The organism is Chryseobacterium angstadtii (genome assembly GCF_001045465.1).
Classification (GTDB): Bacteria; Bacteroidota; Bacteroidia; order Flavobacteriales; family Weeksellaceae; genus Chryseobacterium; species Chryseobacterium angstadtii.
On the sequence record NZ_LFND01000007.1, the window covers coordinates 199,456 to 224,856 of the forward strand.

Annotated in this window: 14 protein-coding genes; 10 read left to right on the forward strand and 4 right to left on the reverse strand. The window is 39.1% G+C overall.

Annotation, left to right across the window (positions count from 1 at the left end):
* The first annotated feature begins 3 nt into the window (after positions 1-3).
* From ACM46_RS19865 to ACM46_RS19885, 5 genes are all read left to right on the forward strand, one after another.
* Complete coding sequence (locus tag ACM46_RS19865; protein WP_048508430.1) at positions 4-480, forward strand: DUF6452 family protein; 477 nt, start codon at positions 4-6, stop codon at positions 478-480.
* Positions 446-1,114 (forward strand): DUF6048 family protein, encoded by a 669-nt coding sequence (locus tag ACM46_RS19870; RefSeq protein ID WP_048508431.1) that lies wholly within the window; start codon positions 446-448, stop codon positions 1,112-1,114. Before ACM46_RS19865 ends, ACM46_RS19870 begins: the two co-directional genes overlap by 35 nt.
* A 717-nt stretch (positions 1,115-1,831) precedes the next feature.
* Positions 1,832-6,145: a GEVED domain-containing protein gene (locus ACM46_RS19875; protein WP_048508432.1), complete on the forward strand. Its 4,314-nt coding sequence runs from the start codon at positions 1,832-1,834 to the stop codon at positions 6,143-6,145.
* Positions 6,146-6,404: 259 nt separating this feature from the next.
* Entirely contained in the window at positions 6,405-11,381 is a 4,977-nt protein-coding gene (locus ACM46_RS22870; RefSeq protein WP_053082731.1) for a GEVED domain-containing protein, read from the forward strand.
* A 727-nt stretch (positions 11,382-12,108) separates the two neighbouring features.
* A complete protein-coding gene (locus ACM46_RS19885) occupies positions 12,109-14,475 on the forward strand; it encodes a fibronectin type III domain-containing protein (RefSeq protein ID WP_048508433.1) in 2,367 nt (788 codons plus the stop codon).
* 100 nt (positions 14,476-14,575) lie between these two features.
* Here ACM46_RS19885 and coaE read toward each other — a convergent pair whose 3' ends face one another.
* From coaE to ruvB, 4 genes are read right to left on the reverse strand one after another with little or no spacing between them, the layout of a single operon-like run.
* Positions 14,576-15,205, reverse strand: coding sequence for a dephospho-CoA kinase (coaE, locus tag ACM46_RS19890; RefSeq protein ID WP_048508434.1), 630 nt, complete (start codon positions 15,203-15,205; stop codon positions 14,576-14,578).
* Between the two features lie 9 nt (positions 15,206-15,214).
* Positions 15,215-16,081, reverse strand: coding sequence for an MBL fold metallo-hydrolase (locus tag ACM46_RS19895; RefSeq protein ID WP_048508435.1), 867 nt, complete (start codon positions 16,079-16,081; stop codon positions 15,215-15,217).
* A gap of 14 nt (positions 16,082-16,095) precedes the next feature.
* Positions 16,096-16,707, reverse strand: a complete 612-nt coding sequence (locus ACM46_RS19900) for an FMN-binding negative transcriptional regulator (RefSeq protein ID WP_048508436.1) — start codon at positions 16,705-16,707, stop codon at positions 16,096-16,098.
* A 6-nt stretch (positions 16,708-16,713) separates the two neighbouring features.
* A complete protein-coding gene (gene ruvB / locus ACM46_RS19905) occupies positions 16,714-17,736 on the reverse strand; it encodes a Holliday junction branch migration DNA helicase RuvB (RefSeq protein WP_048508437.1) in 1,023 nt (340 codons plus the stop codon).
* Positions 17,737-17,988: 252 nt separating this feature from the next.
* Between ruvB and hutI the strand changes: the two genes are divergently transcribed.
* From hutI to ACM46_RS19930, 5 genes are all read left to right on the forward strand, one after another.
* Positions 17,989-19,215 carry an imidazolonepropionase gene (gene hutI, locus ACM46_RS19910; protein ID WP_048508438.1) on the forward strand — a complete coding sequence of 409 codons (1,227 nt, stop codon included), beginning with the start codon at positions 17,989-17,991 and terminating at the stop codon, positions 19,213-19,215.
* Between the two features lie 3 nt (positions 19,216-19,218).
* Entirely contained in the window at positions 19,219-20,313 is a 1,095-nt protein-coding gene (locus ACM46_RS19915) for a DUF695 domain-containing protein (RefSeq protein WP_083997476.1), read from the forward strand.
* A 247-nt stretch (positions 20,314-20,560) separates the two neighbouring features.
* Positions 20,561-22,573, forward strand: a complete 2,013-nt coding sequence (locus ACM46_RS19920) for a BCCT family transporter (protein WP_048508439.1) — start codon at positions 20,561-20,563, stop codon at positions 22,571-22,573.
* Between the two features lie 112 nt (positions 22,574-22,685).
* Complete coding sequence (gene hutG / locus ACM46_RS19925; RefSeq protein WP_241486063.1) at positions 22,686-23,636, forward strand: formimidoylglutamase; 951 nt, start codon at positions 22,686-22,688, stop codon at positions 23,634-23,636.
* Positions 23,637-24,013: 377 nt separating this feature from the next.
* Positions 24,014-25,306, forward strand: coding sequence for an aldehyde dehydrogenase family protein (locus ACM46_RS19930; protein ID WP_048508440.1), 1,293 nt, complete (start codon positions 24,014-24,016; stop codon positions 25,304-25,306).
* Positions 25,307-25,401 lie beyond the last annotated feature (95 nt).

The following is a 25,401-nucleotide window of genomic DNA, read 5'->3' on the forward strand; positions in this document are numbered from 1 at the left end:
AAGATGAAGTATTTTAAATTTCTCGTAATGATCTGTTTGGCAGGAATGCTGTTTTCCTGTGGCGGAGACGATGATATTTGTGAGAGCGGTGAAGGAACACCCAGAATAAAAGTGGCTTTTAAATCTATGTCAACCGGTAAAGCGATGACGGTGGATTCACTGTATGTAGCTGTAGACTATGGCGCAGGGAAAGTACAGTTGGGGAAACTTCAGAAAATAGACTCAAGACTTATTCCACTTAGAGTAGACGATTCTCCTTTTACCGATGTTTATTTCAGAATAGAAAATACAGGACCGGAGTCTCATGTAAGAATCAACTACAGTACAAAGACAGCATATGTTTCTCCCGGCTGCGGAATCAAAAAAACATATGAAAATCTAAATTCACAATTAATACAATCAAATCCTGTCCAGAAACTGGAAGCAGGACAAAACCAAATAGAGAATGAAGACAGGACTAATCTTTTCCTTTTTTTTTAGCATCATAGGAATAATGGGGCTTGCCCAGGAAAAAAAAGAAAGCAAGGAAACCAAAAAAGTTCAGGAAAAATACAAACCGAATTTTATGGTAGGGTTTGATGTTCTTAATACAGGGGTTTCATTCTTTTCAGACAGAATGCTTTATCAGGGATTCATTTCATCAAAACTCAGAGGGAATGTGCATGTAATTGCTGAAGCTGGTTTTGAAAAAAATGTATATCAGAAAAACGGATATGATGCGAAAGCCAGTGGCCCCTTTGTGAAATTGGGTGCTTTCTATATGTTGGCAAAAGATCCAGAAAATGAGTTCAATGGTTTTTATGCAGGAGGTAAAGTCGGGGGCGCTTTTTATAATCAGGAATATATGGCTGTTCCGGTCCGCGGATTTGGTGGCAGTGCTTCTTCTGTAGCATTTCCGTCATCTTCTCAGACTTCCGCATGGCTGGAAGGAACTTTGGGCGGTAGAGTACAGCTGTTTGAATCTAATTTCTATATTGATGTCAATCTTCAGCCGAAATACCTTGTCTATACTTCCAAGCAGGATGATATCACCCCTATGATTGTGCCGGGATTCGGAAGAAGCTCTGGTAAATTCAATATGGGCTTTGCATGGAATATTGCGTATAAGTTTTAAAATAATAAATTCAATGACTTGTTAATCAGTGATTTATTGTTTTATACAATAAAATTTAAATAATGAATAGAAAATCCTCAGATGCATATCTGAGGATTTTTTTGTTGCCGTTTTGTTATCATAAACAAATTATGGTTGCGATTTTATAATAATTCTGAAGCCTGTTTTGTCTGATTAAAGAGACTGTTGGGATGGGATAAAAGTTCATATAGCAACCTATACAGGTTCAACAACCTTTTTATCAGTAATATAATGCTGAAGTTTAAAATGTAGAAAAAAATTCTACAAAAAGTGATATATGCTTATAAATGATAAAGGGATAAAAATGACGTTTTAGGTCCTAATTTATCAAAAAAATGCAGTAATTATGTATAATACAGAATCCTAACCCTGTCTGTTGATTTTATATTTTAGTATGTAAAATATATACTTATTGTGGAATTTTAATAAAAAAATATTTGAATGAATGTATTAATAATGAAAAAATTATTAGATTTGTGTAATTATTAAAATATTGGCGAATGAATTAAAAAACTATTCTTTTATTACAGAATATCTGTAAAAATCAATGTCTCAGAAATATTTTTGAGCATTAAAACAGTAAACACTATACTACTTTACATACTATTGCTATCACTACTAAACTAAAAACATATGAGTGGATTTTTACTCTGTAAAATGAGCCGGCCCTTTAGGGTGCTCATAACATTGCTTTGTATGGTCTTCGGACTGTTCGCACAGGCACAAACAGTTACAATTGGTACAGGAACCAGCACTCAGAGGAATCCTCTGGGCGCTTATTTTGGATTTCTGAGAGATGCGTCTCTTTATACTGCAGCGGAAATTAATGTTCCGGCAGGAGGAAGCATCCAGTCTGTGGCATGGAATGCTACAGCAGCTACCAGTATCAACATTCCGGTGAAGATTTATTTAAAATCTGTTCCCGCTGCTACAACTACTGTTACATCACAGGATTGGGCTACTGCCACTTCCGGTGCATCTCTAGTATATAGCGGAAACTTAAATAATTTACCAACGGGATGGAATACAGTTACACTTCAGACTCCTTATTATTATAATGGAACTGACAACCTGATGGTGTTGGTTGAAACCAATTATGGAGGGTTTGGAACAGGTCCGCTGGCCGGGAATGCTTTCACGTACTCCACAGCTGCTTCAAAACATATGTACCTTGAAGTAGACAGTACGGCTCCAACAGGATCAATGACGGTTAACTCAGACAGACCCAATATTCGTATGGTTGTGGGGCCGCCGCCTTCATGTTTACCTCCTTCAGGATTCATTTTAGGAGCTGTAACCACTACCAGTGCAACAGTGAGCTGGACTGCACCGTCTGCTGTTCCGGCAGGAGGATATGATGTATACTACAGTACATCTGCTACAGCACCAACTACCACAACACCACCTTCCCAGACAATCACAACAGGAACAAGTGCAACACTTTCTCCATTGAATCCTAATACAACGTATTATGTATGGGTAAGATCAAAATGTAGTGCTACAGATCAGAGTACATGGGTAGGGCCTATCTCCTTCTATACAGGATTCTGTACACCGGCAGGTACTTCCACAACCTATTATCTGAGAACGGTTAATACAACGGGAGGAATTTCGAATTTAAATTATACAGCTACTTCCTATGTAGGATACGTTAATAACTCTGCCACAAGTTTCTCAGGATTGCCTACCAATACAATCACCATGAACTTGAATACCGGAACCAGTACATATTATTATTATGTATGGGTTGACTGGAATAATAATATGAGTTTTAATGATCCGGGGGAAACCATCCTGGCAACTACTACTTATGCTACTTCAGGAACGGCTACAATTACAATACCTTCAACACAGCCGCCAGGGAATTACAGAGTAAGAACTGCAACATCATGGTCCGGAGCGCTTACTTCTTGTGGAACGGCATCTAATGGTAATTACGTAGACTTTACATTAAGTGTTATTGCTCTACAGCCATGTACTACTGCACCTCCAACGAATATGACGGTTTCCAACCTTACGCCAACTTCGGCTCAGGTGAACTGGATGCCTTCAACCGGAGCAACTTATGTATTAAGATACAGAGCTTTACCTAGTGGAGCTTGGACCACGGTAAATATTACGACACCTTTGGCAAGTAACTATATAATCAACGGTCTTACAGAGCAAACACAATACGAAGTTCAGATTGCTACCATCTGTGGTGGAGTACAGGGAGCATTCTCTGCAAGTCTTCCATTTACCACTCCTTCCATTGTGTATTGTACTTCAGCTTCTACAAGTACTACTATTGACGGATTTATCAGTAGAGTAGCAGTAGTTCCGAATGCGGCAATACCAATGACAAGCGATTCGGATTTCAGTAATTATACAGATTACAGTACAGATCCTGCAAGACAGATTACTTTGGTAAGAGGTCTGGGAAATAATACGGTTACTATAACTAAGAGCTGGCCGGGGACTCAATGGTCTTTCGGAACCGGAGTATGGATTGACTTTAACAGAAACGGAATCTTTGAAGCCAACGAGCAGGTATTGACTTCTCCAAGTAACACAACTTCTCCTGTTACGGCTACCTTCACTGTGCCTAATGCAGCAGGAGGTGTTTACACAGGAAACCTTACAACCCGTATGCGTGTAGCGTTAAGAGAAAGCGCAGCTGCAGCGGCTTGTGGAAATTTCACCTGGGGTGAGGTTGAAGACTATGCAGTGAAGCTGATTGATCAGCCTGCGTGTACTACTGCTCCTCCGACTAACATCACAGTGTTGAACCTTACGGCTACTACAGCTTCTGTATATTGGATGGGTGCTGCCAATGCAACCTATACCATCAGATGGAGAGTATCTCCTAGTGGAGCCTGGACAACTCAGGTTCTGGCAGCTGGAGTAAACAACTATACAATTACGGGACTTACGGAACAGACCAAGTATGATGTACAGGTTTCTACAACTTGTGGAACTACTACAGGTGCTTATTCTGCAACCGTACAGTTTACGACTCCACCATTGACGTACTGTCAGATGACGGGTACAGGAACTAACGACCACATTTCAAATGTAACCGTTACTTCTTCAAACCCTGGAGTACCGGTAATGAACAACACAAGTGTACAAAACAACTACACCAACTATACTACGCCTCAAACATTAATTACTCTTGATGCAGGTTCTAGTAACAACAAGATCTCTGTATCGAAAGGATGGACCGGGGCAACCAGTAATGTGGCTGTTTCAGCTTGGATTGATTATAACAGAAACGGTGTTTTTGAAACATCAGAACAGATTATCAACTCAGCAGCGAGCTCTGCTACACCTATTACCAATAATAATTTCACGGTTCCGGCCAATGCTTATACAGGACCGTTTAACACAACCATGAGAGTGGTGGTTAAACGTACCAGCGCTCCGGTATTGTGTCAGAATGCAGTGAACGGTGAGGTGGAAGATTATGCAGTGAAAATCAGACCATGTAGTAATAATACACCAAACCAGCCTGGAATCACTGCTACTCATAATACGGCTACGCTTACCTTCTCCGGAGTTCCGAATACCGTAACTTACCTTGTGAGATACAGAGTTCAGACGCCTCCGGGAGCATGGACTGAAGTATATGCTTCTGCATTACTGAATAACATTCCACTTGTAATAACAGGTTTAACGCCTGCTACCATTTATGAAGTTCAGGTAGCTGCCGTTTGTGGAGATGTTATAGGTACATTTACACCAATCAAAACTTTTGTAACAAGATGTGACCCTACGCCTCCGAATGTTACAGTAAGTAATATTACGACCAACTCTGCATTAATTACATGGGCACCACTTTCAGCGAGCTCTACGTATACATTGGAATGGAGAAAAGTGGGAACTACCACATGGACTCAGATCAATAATATTGTTCCCCCTGCCAATACTTATTCGCTAACCGGTTTAGATCCATATACGAAATATGAAGTAAGGGTGGCGAACAAATGTGTTGGAGAGACAACTCTTAACCCGTATTCAAATCCAAAAGTATTTACTACGGAAAGAATATGTGAATTGCCTCCTCCGGGATTAACGATTGTTCAGCTTACGCCTACATCGGCAGAAGTAGTATGGGAAGGATTCCCTGGAGCAACGTATATGCTTAGATACAGAAAAGTAGGTATTCCAAGTTGGACTAATGTTTCTTTAACAGCACCTACTTATACGATTACAGGACTGTTGGAGGATACGAAATATGAAATGCAGGTGGTAAATATCTGTAACGGTACGCCGGGAACATTTACACCTCCGTATTATTTCACTACGCCTATCGTGATGTACTGCCAGATGGCTTCTCAGAATGCAGTTAATGAACATATTGCGAAGGTTACGGTAGTTCCGAATGGCAGACCAAAAATGGAGAATGCTTCAGGCCCGTCTACTTATACCAATTATACAGGAGTTCCTGATACCTTCATAGAAATGGTTCAGGGGTCTACTGGAAATACCATTACTATTGAGAAAAAATGGAACGGAACGAATCATGACGAAGGAATTGCAGTGTGGATTGATTTCAACAGAAACGGATATTTTGATATTGATGAAAGAGTATTTACATCACCTCCGAATACCACAAGCCCTGTTACAGGAACATTCAGTGTACCGAATGATGCTTTTGTAAGCATGACTAGTTACAAGTATGTTGTCATGAGAGTGGCATTGATGAGAGATGGCGTTCCTGTGAACTGTACAAATGTTGCCAACGGGGAAGTAGAAGATTACTCGGTAAGAATTGCTAAGCCGGGAGTACCAAACTCTGTTAACCAAACAGATATCCTGATCTATCCTAACCCGGTAAGCACTTTATTGTATGTGAAAAATATCAGCAAGAGAGCGAAATATAAGATCTACAATTCTGCAGGACAGGTTATAGGTGACGGTATTTTACTAAACAACCAGGTCAATGTAAGTAAACTGATCAACGGAATTTATGTAATAGATATCGAAGACAACGGTAAAACCGTTCAGAAGAAATTTATCAAAGAATAATATTTAAATTTCAAATAAGTAAAGCCCTCAGAAATGAGGGCTTTTTTTATGATATCAAGGAGTATTGTGCGGGTGTAGAATAATTTTAATTTATAATTCAATAAATGTTGAAAAATTTACATAAATTTATCCTTATTAATTATTGTTTTTAATCTTTTACTGGTTTTATTATTAATATTTCAATAAATCATTAAAATGTATTTTTTATTATTAAAAAATATGTTAAGTTTGTAAAATTATTACAAAATACTGAAAAACTATGAAGAAAATTTCTATTTCCTTCTTTTTCCTGTTTTTGTTTGCAATGATCCATGCACAATGGACGCCAGCAGCCTATTCCGGGAAAGGACTTGACAGAGACTCAAAGTCTGACCACTATTTCACTTTGGACATTTCACAGCTCAAAATGCAATTGTCCAAAGCTGTAGAAACAGGTAAAAATGCAAAACCTGTTATCATTTCTCTTCCAACAAAAGGAGGAAAAATTGAAAAATTTGCAGTCTACAGTTTCCCGGTTGTAGTAAAAGAACTCGCGGACCAGTATCAGCTCGGATCTTATGTGGGAGTAGGGATAGATGATCCCTCAAAATCCCTGAGATTCAGCTTGGCACCTAACGATTTTCAATCGATGATCATTCAGGATGGAGGCTATGAATTTATAGACCCGGCCAATCCAAGCAAAACAATCTACAGAGTTCACCCGAAAACCGGAAAAGATAAAAAAGGTTTCGTTTGTTCTACAGAAGAAAGTGAGCATGCTAAACATGACATTGAAGAGCTTCACCAAAAAGGGAAAGCTTTTTTTAATCAGCCTAATGACTTTTCAAAAAATTCAGATAGAAAGTACAGAACTTTAAGGCTTGCCCTTTCCGTGTGTGGAGAGTATACTCAATTTCATGGAGGAACAGTAGCCGGAGCTTTGGCTGCAATGAATGCAACCCTTACAAGAATCAACGGGGTTTATGAAAAAGATTTTGCCCTTCACCTGAACCTGCAAAATTATCCAAACTTAATTTATACCAATGCCGCTACAGATCCTTATTCTGATACCCAGGGAGGAGTTACTAACGGTATTACTGGTTGGAATAATCAGGTACAAAATGTTATTACTGCCGGAGTAGGAAATGCCAACTATGACATTGGACACTTGTTTTCACCTCCGGGAGCCGGAGGAAATGCAGGTTGTGTAGGATGTATCTGCCGTGATAATACGGTACCTACATCAAATGATAAAGGTTCAGGATGGACTTCCCCGGGGAATAATCCTCCTACAGGAGATAATTTTGATATTGATTATGTTGCTCATGAGATGGGGCATCAGCTGGGTGGAGTTCACAGCTTTTCTTATGACCCTCCGCAGTTGGGTTCAGCTACAAGTGTTGAACCTGGTTCAGGCTCAAGTATCATGGGATATGCAGGTATCACAGGACCAAATACTGATGTACAGGCACACTCAGATGCTTATTTTAATGTGACCAATATTACAGCCATTCAGGCCAACCTGATTAATAAAACCTGTGATGTGGAAACGGCTATTACCAACACCCCTCCGGTAATTGCAGCCCTTCCTACTTATAACATTCCAAAAGGAACAGCTTTTGTTCTTACGGCAAATGCTACGGACGCAGAAAATGATCCTATGACTTTCAACTGGGAAGAAGTAGATATTGCGAACGAAGTAATTAATAATGCCAATTTAGGAAATACAGCAACAGGTCCGTCTTTCAGATCTGTGGCTCCTACGACGAGCCCAACCCGTTATTTCCCTAGATTTACGTCTGTACTTGCAGGTGTTTTAAATAATGCCAACAACCTTTGGGAGGCAGTATCTACAGTAGCGAGAAATACTAGATTTACCGTTACGGCAAGAGATAATAATCCTAATCCTCATGAACAGCAGACTCAATCTGCAACCCAGACTATTGTCGTAGGAAACAACGGCCCTTTTAAAGTAAATCCAACAACAATATTCAACAACGGTCCTACCAATGTTACCTGGGATGTAGTGGGTACCAATGCTGCACCTTATAATGCTCCTAATGTTAAAATAGATTTTACAACTGATAATGGAGTTACCTGGAATGTGGTGGCCGCCACTACACCAAATGACGGTAGTGAGGCTTTGGATTTTACAGCTTTCCCTCTAACAGTGGGAGGAGCTGCAAAAGTGAGAGTAAGTGCTATTAATAATGTATTCTATGCCATTGGAACAGCCACCATAGAAACACTTCCGATATGTACTACGAACGCACCTGGAGGAATTGTGGTTTCTGCTATCACACAGACACAGGCAACAGTTACTTGGAATGCATCATTCCAGGCAACTTATGTTTTCCGGTACCGTGTTGCCGGAACTACAAACTGGACAACAGTTAACCCGGCACCTGTAATTAATACAGTTACACTTACCGGATTAGCGCCGGGTACTCATTATGAGTTTCAGATCGCCAATGTATGTGCCGGAGTGACAGGTAATTTCTCCCCGATTTCAACTTTTGTAACTTTATACTGTGCAGCTACTTCAACAAGTACAGATAACGGATTTATTTCTAATGTAACGGTAGCCGCTACCAACTCATACACAATGAGTAATAATTCTGCTGCCGCTAACTATACTGATTATTCAGCAGACGCTGCGAAATTAATAACACTGGTTAGAGGATCTGCCAACAACAATGTTTCAGTTTCCAAATCCTGGCCGGCTGCCACTTCAAACAAAGCGGTAAGTGTTTGGATTGATTTTGATAAGAATGGTGTTTTTGACACTGCTGAAAGAGTTTTAAACGCAGCCAATAATACAACAACTCCAGTTGCAGCAGCATTTACAGTGCCAGCTACAGCTTATGCGGGACCACTTACAACCCGTATGCGTGTTGTTCTGAGAGACGTGGCAAACCCGGCTGCATGTGGTAACTTTACAAATGGTGAAGTAGAAGATTATGCAGTGAAGTTAATAGACTTGCCTGCATGTACAACTGCTGCGCCTACCAATATCACGGTGACCAATCTTACTCCTACTACTGCTAATGTTTCATGGCAGGCAGCAACCGGAGCAACCTATGTATTAAGATATAGAAGAGTAGCAACTGCTGCATGGACAACTATTGATCCTGTACCGGCTCCGGGTAATAACTATACGATTACGAATTTAACGGAGCAGACTCAATATGAAGTACAGGTTGCCACAAAATGTAATGGCACTCAGGGAGCATTCTCTGCTTCTGTACAATTTACAACCCCTCAGCTTACTTATTGTCCGATGACGGGTACGGGAATCAATGATCATATTTCAAATGTAACCGTAACATCTGTAAACCCAGGACTTCCGGTAATGAATAATAATAGTGTACAAAATAATTACACAAGTTATAATACACCGGCTACTCTCGTTACTCTGGAAATAGGTTCAACGGGGAATAAAATTTCTGTTGCAAAAGGATGGACCGGAGCTACGGCTAATGTGGCTGTTACCGCGTGGATTGACTTTAACAGAAATGGAACTTTTGAGACAACGGAACAGATCATTACTTCCGCACCAAGTACGACCACTCCTGTGACTGCTAATTTTGCAGTTCCGGCAGGAGCTTACAACGGTCCGCTTACAACAACAATGAGAGTGGTATTGAGACGTACAACTGCTCCGGTAATGTGTCAGAACGCTGTAAACGGTGAGGTGGAAGATTATGTGGTAAGATTAAAACCATGTAGTACGGCTACACCTACCAATCCAACATTTACGGCAATAACTCATACTTCAGCTAGTATTAACTGGACGGGAGCACCAGACAATCTTACTTACCTGCTTCAGTACAGAGTACAGGGAACTGCTGCATGGACTTCAGTATATGTTGCTGCCGTACCATATGTTTTAAACAACCTGACTCCTTTTACTACTTATGAAGTACAGATTGCAGCCAACTGCGGAACTACTACAGGAGCCTTCACACCAATCAGAGCATTCAGTACAAAATGTGACCCTACGCCTCCGGGAGTTACGGTAACCAATATTACTACGAATTCAGGATTGGTAACCTGGACACCTCTTGTTACCGGATCTACCTATGTGATGAGATGGAGAAAAGTAGGAGCTGCCGCCTGGACTACTGTTAACCTGCCGGCTCCGCCTGCCAATACTTACTCGTTAACAGGTTTAGATCCTTATACGAACTATGAAGTACAGGTTGCGAATCAGTGTACAGGAGAACCAAACCCTAACCCATATTCAAATCCTGTTGTATTTACTACATTAAGGACATGTGAACTTCCTCCTCCGGGATTAACAATTCTGCAGCTTACGCCTACAACGGCTGAAGTGGTTTGGGAAGGATTCCCGGGTGCAACGTATATCCTGAGATATAGAAAAGTAGGTATTCCAAGCTGGACTAACATTCCGGTTGCCACCAATGCCCACACCATTACAGGATTACTGGAAGATACAAAATATGAAATGCAGGTTGTGAACATTTGTAACGGTACACCGGGAACATTTACACCTCCGTATTATTTCACTACGCCTACCGTGGTATACTGCCAGATGGCTTCTCAAAATGCAGCTAATGAGCATATCGCTAAAGTAACGGTAACTCCAAACGGAAGACCAAAAATGGAAAATGCTTCCGGTCCGTCTACTTATACAGATTATACGGGAGTTCCTGATACCTTCATAGAAATGGTTCAGGGATCTACCGGAAATACCATTACTATTGAGAAAAAATGGAATGGAACCAATCATGACGAAGGAATTGCAGTATGGATTGATTTCAACAGAAACGGATATTTTGATATTGATGAAAGAGTATTTACATCACCTCCGAATACCACAAGCCCTGTTACAGGAACATTCAGTGTACCGAATGATGCTTTTGTGAGCATGACAAGTTATAAGTATGTGGTGATGAGAATTGCACTGATGAGAGACGGCATTCCTGTGAGCTGTACTAATGTTGCCAATGGAGAAGTAGAAGATTATTCGGTAAGAATCTCTAAACCGGCAATAGCCAATTCGGTTAATCAGACTGATATCATGATCTATCCTAACCCGGTAAGCTCAGTATTGTATGTGAAAAATATCAGCAAGAGAGCGAAATATAAGATCTATAATTCCGCAGCGCAGATCATTGGAGAAGGTATTCTATTAAACAACCAGATCAATGTAGGTAAACTGATCAACGGAGTTTATGTAATAGATATCGAAGATAACGGTAAATCTGTACAGAAGAAATTTATTAAAGAATAATATTTAAAATTCTAAAAAGGTCAAGAGACTGTCCCAAAATGGGGCAGTCTTTTTTATATTCTTCATTTTTGGCAATTTACATTTCCAAACAAATGTATACCTGTTGGAATTGGCCTTTATCTTATTGGGTCTGTGAAAATAGTTTGCAGGTTCACTTGCTCTCCATTCCTTTGAAGAGATTCTCTTTGATTGAGTTAACACTTTGACAATAAATTAAATCAATTTGCAATTACCGGGAATTTTTTTTGCTTTATTTTTTTACTACAGAAAAAAAATCATCTCACTTTTGTGACATATTCCTTTTTTAATGATCATTTTACATCATTTTTTTATGTTTTAATTTATATTTTATGAATTTTTTTCATTTATAATATTTTTTATAATTATATTTTTAATATTTGCGTGTTTTGTTATTTAATAATTATTTTATATGCGTATTTTATTTATTTTCATTAAATTAACCAGCGGAAAAATAGAATTAATGCAAGCTTTCAAATAAATTTTAAAAGATTTGTTAATTTGAATAATTTTAATTTTTAAAATATGGATGCTTAGGTAGAGATGGGATAATTTTTTGAGAAATAATAGTAGAGGATTGCCGAATAAGCATGAGTGGGTTCCGTATTCATTGATTAAAAAATAGTATCAAATAAATTATAACTTATAAAATAGAAAATCTATGGTAAAAAATTACTCTTTATTAAACATGTTATTATACCTTATTCTTATGGGTTTTATAACAAGTGCATGTATTCCAACAACGGCAACTTTTCCTTATAATGAAAGCTTTGCAGGCGATAATTTTACCTTTGTGAATGGTACGCAAGCCAATAAATGGTTTTATGGCAGTGCATCAGGAAATCCTCCCAATGCTATTTACATATCCAATACAACAGCCACGGCAAATAATTATAATACAGCTGCTGCCAGTGTTGTTCATGCTCATAGGAATGTCAGTATTCCTGCAGGAACAACTGTTTGCAGTGTATCTTTCGATTGGAAAGCCGCAGGAGAGAATGCACAGGATTATCTAAGAATATGGCTTGTCCCTACCACTTTTACTCCAGTAGCCGGAACGCAGATTGCCCCGGCAGCAGGAAGAATAAGAGTGGGTACTGATTATAATGGGCAGGGTACCTGGCAGACATACATTAATACCAACGTGAATTTAAATACGTTCGCAGGGGGTAATATGCGTTTAGTATTTGAATGGACGAATAATGCCAGTGGCGGCACACAGCCACCGGCTACTGTAGATAACATCTTAATTACTGCCTGTCTTCCTCCCACCGGGCCCAATGTAACAGCAGTTACACCCACCACCGCAACTCTGAACTGGGTAGCTCCCGCTCAGGCTCCGGCCAATGGGTACGAATATTATATTTCAACCACAAATAATGCCCCCAACAATGGTACAGCGGCAACAGGAACTGCAAATAATACTTCAGCCAATGTAACACAGCTATCGGTAAACACACCTTATTTTTGGTGGGTACGTTCTGCATGCGGCACAACGGACAAGAGTGTATGGGTACCGGGACCAGGCTTTACTACAAGAATATGCAGTAATGCAACTCCTGTAGTAGCAGTCAATCCTATTACTCATAATTCAGCTACTGTAACCTGGCCTCTGAATAATGGAGCAGATTCTTATGAAATCAGATACAGAGCTGTAGGGGCAGCTGCATGGATTACTTCAAACCAACTGCCAGCCTTCCCGCCGGCAGCTGCTAATACGCTTAATATAACGAATTTAGTACCCAATACTCTATATGAAGTAGAAGTAGCAGTAAGATGTGATGGTGCAACGGGAGCTTACTCTCATAATGAATTTACAACAAGATGTGATCCCGCTCCTCCGAATGTAACTGTAAATAACATTACAACCAATTCTGCTTCAATAGGATGGTCACCAGTAGCTGCAAACCTTACGTATAGACTGAGATGGAGAGAAGTGGGAACCATTCCATGGAACTTTGTCAATCTACCGGTACCTCCTGCCAACAGCTATGTTCTTCCGGGGCTTACTCCCGGCAAAACGTATGAAGTTCAGGTAGCCAGCCAATGCCCTCCTGAAACATTCTCCAATTCAAAAGTATTTACTACGGAAAGAACCTGTGAATTACCACCTTCAGGGCTTACGATACTTCAGCTGCTGCCTACATCAGCACAAGTCGCCTGGGATCCTTTCCCTGGAGCCACTTATATTCTGAGATATAGAAAAGTAGGTATTCCGAGCTGGACAGAAATTCAGACCCCTAATAGCAATTATCTGTTAACAGGCTTACTAGAGCTTACTAAATATGAACTTCAGGTGGCCAACATCTGTAACGGTGTAACCGGGAATTTTACCCCTCTGTACTTTTTTACCACACCTACAGTAGAGTACTGTGATATGGCATCAGGAAGTTCAGCAGGAGAGCACATTGCAAAAGTTACTGTAAAACCTGCAGGCAGACCCGTTATGGAAAATCCATCAGCTGCATCAGTCTATACGGATTATACAGGAACTCCTGCTACACTTATAGAACTGGTTCAGGGTTCTTCGGGGAATGAGATCACCATTGAGAAAAAATGGACAGGTACCAATCAGAATGAAGGAATTGCAGTATGGATAGATTTTAACAGAGACGGAGAATTTGGTATTGATGAAAGAATAATGGTTTCAGGTCCCAATACGGAAACCCCTGTTAAAGGAACATTTAGAGTACCGGCCAATGCAGTGGTAAGCATGACTGATGAAAAATATGTGGTGATGAGAGTGGCCATGAGAAGAGGCGATATTCCTGTAACATGTATGAATTTTGCGGAAGGAGAAGTAGAGGATTATAAGGTAAGAATCTTTAAAAATGGAATCTTCAACCCAATTAATCAGAATGATGTCTTATTGTATCCAAACCCGGTAAGCACGATTTTAAATGTTAAGAATATCAGCAGTAAAGCCAACTATAAGCTTTACCACGCAGGAAAGCTTGTGTCAAGCGGAATATTGTTGAACAATAAAATTGATGTAAGCCAGCTGGTAGGCGGTGTATATGTAATTGATATCCAGGATGGCGGAAAATCTATCCAGGGTAAATTTATCAAAAGATAAACCTTAATTCTAATAAACAAAAAAGACTGTCCTATAGGGCAGTCTTTTTATTTTTTCCGTGAATTATTAAAAATCATCAGAATGGTTTCCGGTAGTTTTTTTATTCAATACTGAAGATGACCTGCTCGGTCTGCTCTTTAAGATCTTCCAGATTGGTATTGTTGTAAATAATACAGTCTGCCAGTTTGATTTTATCCTTTTCGGGCATCTGTTTTTCCATAACGGATTCTACTTCGCGGTAGGTTTTTCCGTCCCGGTCCATCACCCTTTTGGCTCTGATATTGTCTTCGGCAGTAACCAGAAGAGACTGATAACACTGTCTGTTCAGTTTTAATTCGAACAATAAAGCGGTTTCTTTAAAAACTAAATATTTGGTTTGTTTTTTCAGCCATTCTTCAAAATCAATCCGTACGGCAGGATGAATGATTTCGTTTAATTCATGCAGAAGTTCACTATTGTTAAAAACTTTTTCTGCCACAAATTTTCTATTGTAAAGGCCCTTTTCATCATAAGCTTCGCTGCCCAGTAATGCCTTAATCTTAATCTTTAAATCTTCATTCTCATTCACAATGGCTTTTGCCCTGTCATCGGAATAATAAACCGGAAATCCAAACTCTTCTATAAAATGAGCTACTGTAGTTTTTCCTGATCCTATACCACCGGTAAGCCCAATGATCTTGGGTGCCGGTTCCGGTTCTGCTTTCTGAGTTTCTGAATACAATTCTTCCATAATCAAAAATTAATATCCGAAAATATCGTTAAAACTATGAACTTCATCCAGTCTGACTCCTTTTTCAGTCATTTTAAGACTTGCCAGTTCATTGTGAGCATCATGTTCAAAAAACAGTAAATATTCGTTATCTACGCACTGTTTAAGGAATTTGCCCTTTTCTTCCATAGTCAGAAGAGGTCTGGTATCATATCCCATCACATATACCTGATTGATATGTCCTGCGGTAGGAATAAGATCTGCTGCGAAAACAATCGTTTTTTCCTGATATTGAATGACCGGAAGCATCTGCTTTTCCGTATGTCCGTCCACAAAGATCACATCCATTTTCAGATCAGGAGCGAAACCGTAATTTCCTGTAGTAGGAAGGGGCAAATAGTTGAGCTGTCCACTTTCCTGCATCGGAAGAATATTTTCCTTCAGGAAGCTTGCTTTTTCTCTTGGGTTAGGTTCTGTGGCCCATTTCCAGTGGTTTTCATTCGTCCAGAAATGCGCATTTTTGAAAGCAGGTCTGTATCCTGTTCTGTCATCATTCCATTCAATAGCGCCGCCGCAGTGGTCAAAATGAAGGTGGGTAAGGAATACATCCGTAATGTCTTCTCTTACAAATCCGTATTTCTTTAAATTTTTATCAAGGCTGTCATCTCCCCATAGCGAATAATGCCCGAAGAATTTATCGTCCTGTTTGTTTCCGAGACCGCAGTCCACAAGAATCAGTTTCTTGCCATCTTCTATAAGCAGGGATCTTGTTCCCAGTTCAATTAGGTTTTTTTCGTCTGCAGGATTGGTTTTTTCCCACAAACTCTTTGGGACGACTCCAAACATGGCACCGCCATCCAGTTTAAATTTTCCACATTGTATTGGATATAGCTTCATATATATTTTGATTATTATTTCTTAATTAATTTCATTTTTTCAGCAATTTTTCTGCCGTTCTCATCCGAGGTTTCAAGCTCTGAAATGATATTTTGAAAATCATGATCCTTTCTGTTCTGAGAAAGTTTCTGCTTAATAGATATTTCTGTAGGAATTATTTTTATTCCGAAAGCTCCTTTCATTTCTCTTTCCACAAATTCCCGTCCCATATCTTTTACCATCATGGGACACTTCTGGAAGCTTTCATATTTGGAGGTTAATTTTTCCAGATGATGATACAGTTCTTCATGACTCATCAGCTGTACTTTTCCATGAATCTGTACCGCTTCATAATTCCATGTGGAAACATTGATATGATCGTACCAGCTGCTTGAAATATACGTGTGGGCACCGAGGAAATCACACAAGACTTCATCTCCGTCCTTTAATGTTTTCGCCTGTGGATTGGCTTTTGAAATATGAGTTTCCACATACGGATGCTCAGGATCATCTTCATTAAACATCATCATAGCATGAGTGGCTCTTATTTTTTCACCGGAAGAAATCAGCAGGGCAAACGCATTTTCTCTGATGATTTCTCTCATCAGGTTCTGGTCTTCGCTTCTGTATAATTTCGGGATAAACATAGATCGTTAAAATAATTCGCCAGGATTTTTAGGTCTGGTGATGTTTAAATGCTGATACGCTTTTTCAGTGACCTCTCTTCCTCTTGGTGTTCTGATAATAAAGCCTTCCTGAATTAAAAATGGCTCATAAACTTCTTCCAGTGTTTCAGGGTTCTCGGCAATGGAGGTAGCCAGTGCAGAAATTCCCACCGGTTTACCTTTGAAGTTCTCAATCATGACACGCATGATTTTATTGTCCATTTCGTCCAAACCGAATTCGTCTACATTAAGAGAGTTCAGTGCATATTTCGTGATATTGATTTCAATCTCTCCATTCCCTTTTATTTCAGCAAAATCACGGACCCTTCTTAACAGTGCATTCGCAATTCTTGGCGTACCCCGGCTTCTTCTGGCGATTTCTATCGCTGCATCCTCATAAATTGTACTTCCTAAAACTCTTGAACTTCTCTGAATAATCATGGATAAAAGCTCAACCGAATAATACTCCAGCCTGCTTTGAATCCCGAATCTGGCCAGCATAGGTTTTGTAAGCATTCCGCTTCGGGTAGTTGCGCCTACTAAAGTGAAGGGATTAAGGCCGATCTGAACACTTCTTGCATTCGGTCCGGTTTCCAGCATAATGTCAATCTTGTAATCCTCCATAGCAGAATACAGATATTCTTCCACAACAGGAGAAAGACGGTGAATTTCATCAATAAAAAGAACATCATTCTCTTCCAGATTCGTAAGTAAGCCTGCTAAACTTCCCGGTTTATCCAAAACAGGACCGGAAGTGATCTTGCAGTTAACGCCAAGCTCATTGGCAATAATATTGGCTAAAGTGGTTTTACCCAGACCCGGCGGACCATGCAAAAGAACATGATCAAGGGCTCCCCCGCGTCTTTTGGCAGCGCTGACAAAAACTTCAAGATTTTCCAAAGTCTTTCTCTGTCCCGCAAAGTCTTTAAAACTCTGGGGACGAATCTGCTCCTCCTGCATAAGCTCTTCATGCGAGTAGTTTTCCTTATCTGGATGTAAAAAATCTGGCATTAATTCATTTCATTTACCTCAAAGATAGGAAATTTAGAGAAAGGTTGAGGCTTAGGATGAGAAATTTCAGAGATTGAAAAAAGGAGAAGATAAGGAAGAGATAGAGGCTGAGGTAAAGGCTAAGATAAAGGATGGGGTAAAGGCTGAGGCATAGACAAAGGCTAATTTAGATGGAGTGGATTAAGATATTTTAAGTATTTTTGAGAGTAAAATTAATTATAAACAAGCTAGCTGTAGCTTAATCTTAGATCAATGAAATTAATAGGACCCTTTAAGCAGATTGTAACATTGGCAAATCTTCCGTTAAGAGGAAAACTTTCCGATGAACAGATAGAAATCATAGTAGATGGAGGAATTGTTGTAAATGACGGTAAAATTCAGGAAATTGGAAATTTCAATACGCTTAAATCTGAAAATCAAAATATAGAAATTCAAACCATTGAAGGAGAGCAGATTGTTCTGCCCGGATTTGTAGATGCCCATACCCATATCTGTTTCGGAGGAAACCGCGCCAACGATTTTGCCATGCGAAATGCAGGAAAAACCTATCTTGAAATTGCTGAAAGCGGCGGCGGGATCTGGAGTTCTGTACAACACACGAGAAATGCCTCAGAAGAAGAACTTTTAAAAACTTTGCTGGAAAGAATTGATTTCCTTATTTCATTAGGAATTACCACCATTGAAATAAAAAGCGGCTACGGATTGGACGTAGAAAATGAGCTGAAAATGCTCAGAATTATAAAGAAAGCACAAAACCAAACGAAAGCGAAATTGGTTCCTACCTGCCTTTCCGCACACCTGAAACCAAGAGATTTTGAAGGAAGTAATGCAGAATATTTAAACTATATCCTTACTGAAATTTTACCCAAAGTAAAAGAAGAAGAACTGGCTCAGCGTGTAGATATCTTTATCGAGAAATCTGCATTCCAGCCTGAAGAGAGTAAGGATTTTCTTCTTAAAACTAAAGATTTAGGTTTTGGTATTACCGTTCATGCAGACCAATTTACTCCCGGAAGTTCAAGAATTGCCGTGGAAGTAGGTGCGAAATCTGCGGATCATTTAGAAGCAACCGTTGATGAGGATATCGAGTTTTTAGCACAATCAGATACCGTAGCTACGGCATTACCGGGAGCCAGTTTAGGATTAGGTGAAAAATTTACACCCGCCAGAAAACTACTCGATGCCGGAGCGATTGTAGCGATTGCCAGCGACTGGAATCCGGGATCTGCGCCGATGGGAAATTTAATTACCCAGGCTTCTATTTTAGCAACATTTGAGAAATTAACGACCGCTGAGGTACTGGCAGGAATGACTTTCCGCGCTGCGTACGCATTAGGTCTCGAAGACATAGGAAAACTGGAATCCGGTAAAAAAGCAGATTTTGTAACTTTTAAAACCGATAATTTCCAGAATGTTCTTTACAATCAGGGAAGCCTGAATGCAGAGCATGTATATATCGATGGAATTCAAATTCATTAGACTATGGGAATTTTTGATAAGATTCTGGGTAAAAAACAACCGGAGAAAGGACACAGAACCTATAAAGAGTTTTGGGACTGGTTTTTGACCAAAGAGAAAGCATTTTTTGAGGTGGTCAGAAACAGAGAGCATATTGAAGATCAGTTTTTTGATATCATGGCTCCGGAGCTTTCCAGGGTAAATAGCGGCTACTACTTTCTATCCGGAATGTCTGGTGACGATACGGCAGAACTTATCATTACAGTAGAAGGGAATATTAAAAAAATGGTTTTTGCGGAGGAACTTGTTGCTGCTGCACCCAAAATGGAGCGGTGGAAGATTACTGCGCTTAAACCTGAAACGGATATTGAAAACGTAGGAATCAGAATGAATGATTTAGAGTTTACAAAAAACAATATTCACTTTTATTCCAATGAGATACAGGGATATCCCGATGAGATTGATCTTGCTTTTGTATATGAAGATCTTAATGAGGAGAACAGAAGTACCGCCACAACGGGAATCTGTATTTTTCTGGATAATTTCTTAGGAGAACTGAATTTTGCCACTCAAATTGATACCTTCAGTATTATTGGTAAAAATGAAGCGGTGAAAGAACTTGTTCCGATAGAAAAATTAAAAGAATTTCTTCTTTGGAGAGAACGGGAGTTTACAGAGAAATATAAAGATATGAAACTGGAAAGTGAAGACCGGTTTTCTCTTCTTGAAGCCACTTTGGAAAACGGAATGCCGCTTATGGCCACTGTGAATGCTTCTTTACTGCAATACAATGCAAAAGCTTCATATCCGTGGATATCGGTGCTGAAGATATCTTACGGAGGAAACAGGAATGATGGCTTCCCGGAAGAAAAAGATTACAATACCATGAACATCATTGAAGATTATGCCGTAGAAGTTCTTACTCCGGAAAATGGTCATCTGTATGTAGGGCGGGAAACGGCAGACAACTGTAAAAGCATTTATTTTGCCAGCAAAGATTTCAGAGAGCCTTCAAAAGTGTTTGATCAGATCATCAAAGACAATCCCCAATATAAAATTTCACTCGAAATTTATAAAGATAAATACTGGCAGAGTTTTGAACATTATAACGTCAATTAAAACAGATTTTTAATCGGTCAAGGCAGGCGAATGAGACGGAATAACAGCCTTGATCTTTATTTTTTTATATAAGTTTCCTTATATTGTGCCCCCGTTACTGTTCAGTCTTTGAAGAAAATAGTAACTTTCTATAGTTCTTAGTACACTCCTTGATAAGGAAAATAAAGCAGTCATATTATTCTTTGAGTACTTCTGTCAGGGCTATGCCAGGTGTCTGTCAATATTAAAATACGAAAAAATAAAGGTGATGAAATTTAAAAATCTAAAGTCTACTTTCAACAAAGGTGTTACTATTCCAAGTCTCATTTTTATTATCGGAACATGTTTTCTTTCGGCTTTGTATCCTAAACCGACGGAAAATATTTTAAATGAAATCAAACAGTTCATATTTATTAATCTGAATTGGGTGTATGTATGGGCAGTCACTCTGTTCGTTATCTTTTTAGTTTACCTTATGTTCAGTAAATATGCGAACATAAAGCTGGGAGCCAACGACAGTAAACCGGAATACTCCTTTTTTTCCTGGATTTCAATGCTGTTTGCCGCAGGAATGGGAATAGGGCTGATTTATTTTAGTGTAGCCGAACCCATGCAGCACTATTCTTCCGAGGTTTTTGCCAATAACCATTACGTGAGCAGAGCCAAGCAGGCACAATTATATACCTTTTTTCATTGGGGAATTCATGCCTGGGCTATTTACGGAGTGGTAGGGCTTTCCCTGTCTTACTTTGCGTACCGTTACAGGCTACCACTTTCACTGCGAAGCTGTTTTTATCCTTTGCTGAAAGATAAAATTAACGGAAAATGGGGAAATGCCATCGATGTATTTGCATTATGCTGTACTTTCTTCGGGCTGACCACTACTTTGGGATTTGGAGTGGTACAGATCAGTTCAGGATTAAATATACTTCATATCACCGCGGAAAACAGTTTTTCCAATCAGGTGATTATTGTGATCAGCCTTATTTCTCTTTCCGTTTTTTCAGCGATCAGCGGGGTAGATAAAGGCGTGAAAATTTTAAGTAACTTTAATGTAATGAGTGTGATTATACTCTTACTTTTTGTACTGATATTAGGCCCTACGGTTTATCTGATAGGAAGTTTTACCGAAGGATTGGGAAACTATATCAATAATTTTTTCAATCTTACCTTCAATACCCACGTTTACGAAAAAAATGCATTGCCCTGGTTTTACGACTGGACTATTTTATACTGGGCGTGGTGGATTTCATGGTCGCCTTATGTAGGATTATTTATCGCCCGAATTTCAAAAGGAAGAACAATCAGGGAATTTATTCTGGCCGTTTTAGTACTTCCTACACTATTCAATTTTATCTGGATGTCCGTGTTCGGAAACAGTGCCATTTGGTTTGATCTGAATGTAGCCCAGGGAAAATTAAGTGAGCTGGCATCCGATCCCGATGCATTGATGTTCCGCTTTTTAGAATATATGCCTTTATCAACCCTGACCGGATTTTTTGTTATCGCCATCATTATCATTTTCTTTGTGACATCTGCCGATTCAGGAATATTTGTCATGAACAGTATCGCAACCAAAAATTCCAGTAAATCTCCAAAATGGCAGATTGTATTCTGGGGAATTTTACTCGCTGTGCTCTCCCTTTTACTCTTAAATGCAGGAGGATTAAAAGCACTTCAAAGTATGACCCTGATTACGGCATTGCCATTTTCAATCATCGTCCTTTTATTTATAGTCAGTTTGATGAAGGGACTTACTATTGATCAGAAATACTATGATACTAACTTTTCTGCCTCCACGGTTCCATGGTCAGGAGAATTTTGGAAAGAACGTTTAAAAAATATCGTTTCCTTTAAAGATAATTCCTCGGTAGATCATTTTATCCAGGTGAAAACCAAAGAAGCTTTTACAGATCTGCAGCAGGAATTTGCAGCCAATGGAATTGAAGCGAAGATCAATCATTACGAAAACCCCGTCAGGATAGAAATAGAAATTCATCAGGGAGTCGTCAATAATTTTATTTACGGAGTTGAAAACAAAGTGAAAACGGTTTCTGAATACATTATCAATGAAACCAATCTTCCGGATCTGGATGATAAGAAGACCCATTATCCAAGATCCTATTTTGGGGATGGAAGAGAAGGGTATGATGTACAGTATTTTACAAAAAATGAATTGATTTCCGATGTACTCAAACATTATGAGCGGTTCCTGGAGATTGTTTCAGAAGAGCGCAACGAAATGTTCATCAGCAGTAATGCCAATCAACAGAAAGAATGATCTGAAACTTAACTTTTCAATAGAATGACGGATGTCATAGAGCACGGTTGAAATTGAATACGGCAGCGTTTTAATATGTAAACAATATTATTTAGATTTACCGGATAAAACGATGTCATTAAAATTTAATTTAAATTCTATGTTTCAGGACACCTGGCAAGGCCGATTAGACGGAGAAGAACTCCTTTTTCACAGAATATTCCAAAGAGTAAGAGAAGAAAAGGACTATGACCATATTGCAGCCGATGATTTTGTACTGCATGGTTTTGCTGTAGATGAAGGAGTAAGGCGGAATAAAGGAAGACAAGGTGCCAAAGAGGCGCCGGATGTAATCAGGAAGAATATGTCTAATTTCCCAGTGATCCGTCCGGATTTTACCCTTCTGGATTTCGGAAATATCACCTGCGAAAACGGCGATTTGGAAAGTTCACAGAACACGCTTGCTAAAAATGTGTCGAAGGTATTGTTGAAAGGAGGAAAATCCGTTGTGTTGGGCGGTGGCCATGAGGTGACCTATGCTCATTATTTAGGATTAAAAACAGCCTTTCCGGAACAGAAAATAGGAATTATCAATATAGATGCTCATTTTGACAACAGACAGCCCGAAGAAGGAGTAGGCGCAAGCTCAGGAACCGGATTCTGGCAGATTGCACAGGAAGGACAGATCAACTCACTCCATATAGGAATCCAGAGGAATTCAAATACCCTGAAACTCTTTGATACAGCCCATCAGTACGGAATGAAATATATCCTGGCAGATGAACTGTTTTTTGAAAACCTTCCCTCCATCTATCAGCGCATAGATGAGCTTATGGAAAGCGTAGACTTTATCTATCTTACCATTTGTATGGATGTGTTTAATGCATCCATTGCTCCGGGAGTTTCCGCTTCAGCATATAATGGTATCTTTGCAGATACGCCTTTTATGCATTTGTACAGGCATATTTTAAAAAGTAAAAAGCTCATAGCACTGGATGCCGCAGAAGTGAATCCTTCCCTTGATATTCAGGAAAGAACGGCGAGACTTGCTGCGTGTCTTGTGAATGAATGGTTTATGATATAGAATAGAATTATATTAACCTGTTAGGTGTTTGAAGCCTCGTATTTCGTAAATAAGTGAAACGCCTTTGTTTATAGTTTAAAGAAATTAAAATTAACTCTTTGTCTTTCTTTGCGTTTAATAATGACAGGGTAAAACAAGAATAATTTTTTATCATGATAAACAAGATTATTTCATTAAAAAAAAGTAAAATAAGAAAATAGACTGCTCATCATCAGCTAATTAAAATGATTTACAAAATATTCAGCAGACTATATTATTTTGATAGAGAAAATCATTATTTATTTAACGTTTAAGGAACAAAATTTGTTACTTTCATGGTGCTTTTAGAATAAAGGCATTAATAAATTCATTTTTGAATTTAAAACAGAGATTATATTATGGAACAGTTAATTGAAAATAAGCTTATTAAAGCAGATAAGACATTTTCAGAATGGAGAAAAGTGCCGTTTGAAAAAAAGCAGAAGCTGATTGCAAAAGCGGCAGAAATTTTAAAGAATAATTCGGAGAAATTCGGGAGGATCATTACAACAGAAATGAATAAACCGATCTCAGAATCAATTGCTGAGGTAGAAAAATGTGCTTTAATGATGAATTATTATGCAGAAGCGGATAATATTTTAAGGCCTGAAAAAATTGAATCCGAATTTTCTTATTCCGAAGTTCATTATGTTCCAAAAGGAGTGATTTTAGGTGTAATGCCCTGGAATTTCCCTTTCTGGCAGGTATTGAGATTTGCTGTTCCTGCAATGTTGGCTGGAAATACAGTCGTTTTGAAACATGCATCTATTTGTTTCGGAAGTGGAAATGCCATTGAAGAAGTTTTTTTGGAGGCAGGATTTCCGGAAGGTGTTTTCCAGAACCTGGAAGTAGGGCACAAAGCGGTAAAAGAAATTCTTGAACACGATGCTGTAAAAGGAGTGAGCCTTACAGGTAGCGGAAAAGCAGGTGGAGAAGTGGCTTCAATTGCCGGGTTAAATATCAAAAAATCTTTACTGGAACTGGGTGGAAGTGATGCTTTTATTATTTTCGATGATGCAGATTTGGACGAGGCCGCAAAAGCAGGAGTGAAATCCCGACTTCAGAATTGCGGACAAACCTGTACTGCTGCTAAAAGATTTATTATTGATGAAAAAATTGAAGATGAATTTTTGCCGAAATTCATTGAAGAATATAAAACCTATGCAGTTGGAGATCCTTTAAATAAGGAAACTAAACTGGCAGGTATGGCAAGACCCGATCTGGCCGATGAATTGGAAGCTCAGTTCAACCGGGCGTTGGAAAATGGGGCCGAAATTATTATTCCTCTGGAAAGAATTTCTGAAAATGAATTTAAACCCGGTTTAATTCGCGTTCAGGAAGGAAATCCTATTTTAAAAGAAGAACTTTTCGGACCTCTTGGAATGATCATGATCGCTAAGAACGACAATGAAGCTTTACAAATGGCGAACGATATTCCGTTCGGACTTTCAAACTCTGTTTGGACGAAAAAAGCAGACCGCCAGTTATTCTTTATTGAAAACCTGGAGTCAGGAACCGTTAATATCAACAGAATGACGAGTTCTGATCCGCGTTTTCCATTCGGTGGGAGCAAGGCCTCAGGATACGGAACTGAGCTGTCTTTACTGGCTTTAAAAGAATTTGTAACAGCAAGAACGATTGTGGGAAATTAGTTGTATAATGTAAAAAGTATTAATGTATTAATGTAGAATGTATTAATGTAATTTACAGACATTAAATATAAAAACTCCCGGAAAAATCTATTTCC

Excerpts from the sequence above, each read along its gene's own strand:
- ACM46_RS19930 (WP_048508440.1), top strand. The coding sequence starts at position 24,014 with ATGGAACAGTTAATTGAAAATAAGCTTATTAAAGCAGATAAGACATTT.
- ACM46_RS19895 (WP_048508435.1), bottom strand. The coding sequence starts at position 16,081 with ATGAAGCTATATCCAATACAATGTGGAAAATTTAAACTGGATGGCGGT.
- ACM46_RS22870 (WP_053082731.1), top strand. The coding sequence starts at position 6,405 with ATGAAGAAAATTTCTATTTCCTTCTTTTTCCTGTTTTTGTTTGCAATG.
- ACM46_RS19900 (WP_048508436.1), bottom strand. The coding sequence starts at position 16,707 with ATGTTTATCCCGAAATTATACAGAAGCGAAGACCAGAACCTGATGAGA.
- hutI (WP_048508438.1), top strand. The coding sequence starts at position 17,989 with ATGAAATTAATAGGACCCTTTAAGCAGATTGTAACATTGGCAAATCTT.
- ACM46_RS19875 (WP_048508432.1), top strand. The coding sequence starts at position 1,832 with ATGGTCTTCGGACTGTTCGCACAGGCACAAACAGTTACAATTGGTACA.
- ruvB (WP_048508437.1), bottom strand. The coding sequence starts at position 17,736 with ATGCCAGATTTTTTACATCCAGATAAGGAAAACTACTCGCATGAAGAG.
- ACM46_RS19915 (WP_083997476.1), top strand. The coding sequence starts at position 19,219 with ATGGGAATTTTTGATAAGATTCTGGGTAAAAAACAACCGGAGAAAGGA.
- coaE (WP_048508434.1), bottom strand. The coding sequence starts at position 15,205 with ATGGAAGAATTGTATTCAGAAACTCAGAAAGCAGAACCGGAACCGGCA.
- ACM46_RS19870 (WP_048508431.1), top strand. The coding sequence starts at position 446 with ATGAAGACAGGACTAATCTTTTCCTTTTTTTTTAGCATCATAGGAATA.
- ACM46_RS19885 (WP_048508433.1), top strand. The coding sequence starts at position 12,109 with ATGGGTTTTATAACAAGTGCATGTATTCCAACAACGGCAACTTTTCCT.
- ACM46_RS19865 (WP_048508430.1), top strand. The coding sequence starts at position 4 with ATGAAGTATTTTAAATTTCTCGTAATGATCTGTTTGGCAGGAATGCTG.
- hutG (WP_241486063.1), top strand. The coding sequence starts at position 22,686 with ATGTCATTAAAATTTAATTTAAATTCTATGTTTCAGGACACCTGGCAA.
- ACM46_RS19920 (WP_048508439.1), top strand. The coding sequence starts at position 20,561 with ATGAAATTTAAAAATCTAAAGTCTACTTTCAACAAAGGTGTTACTATT.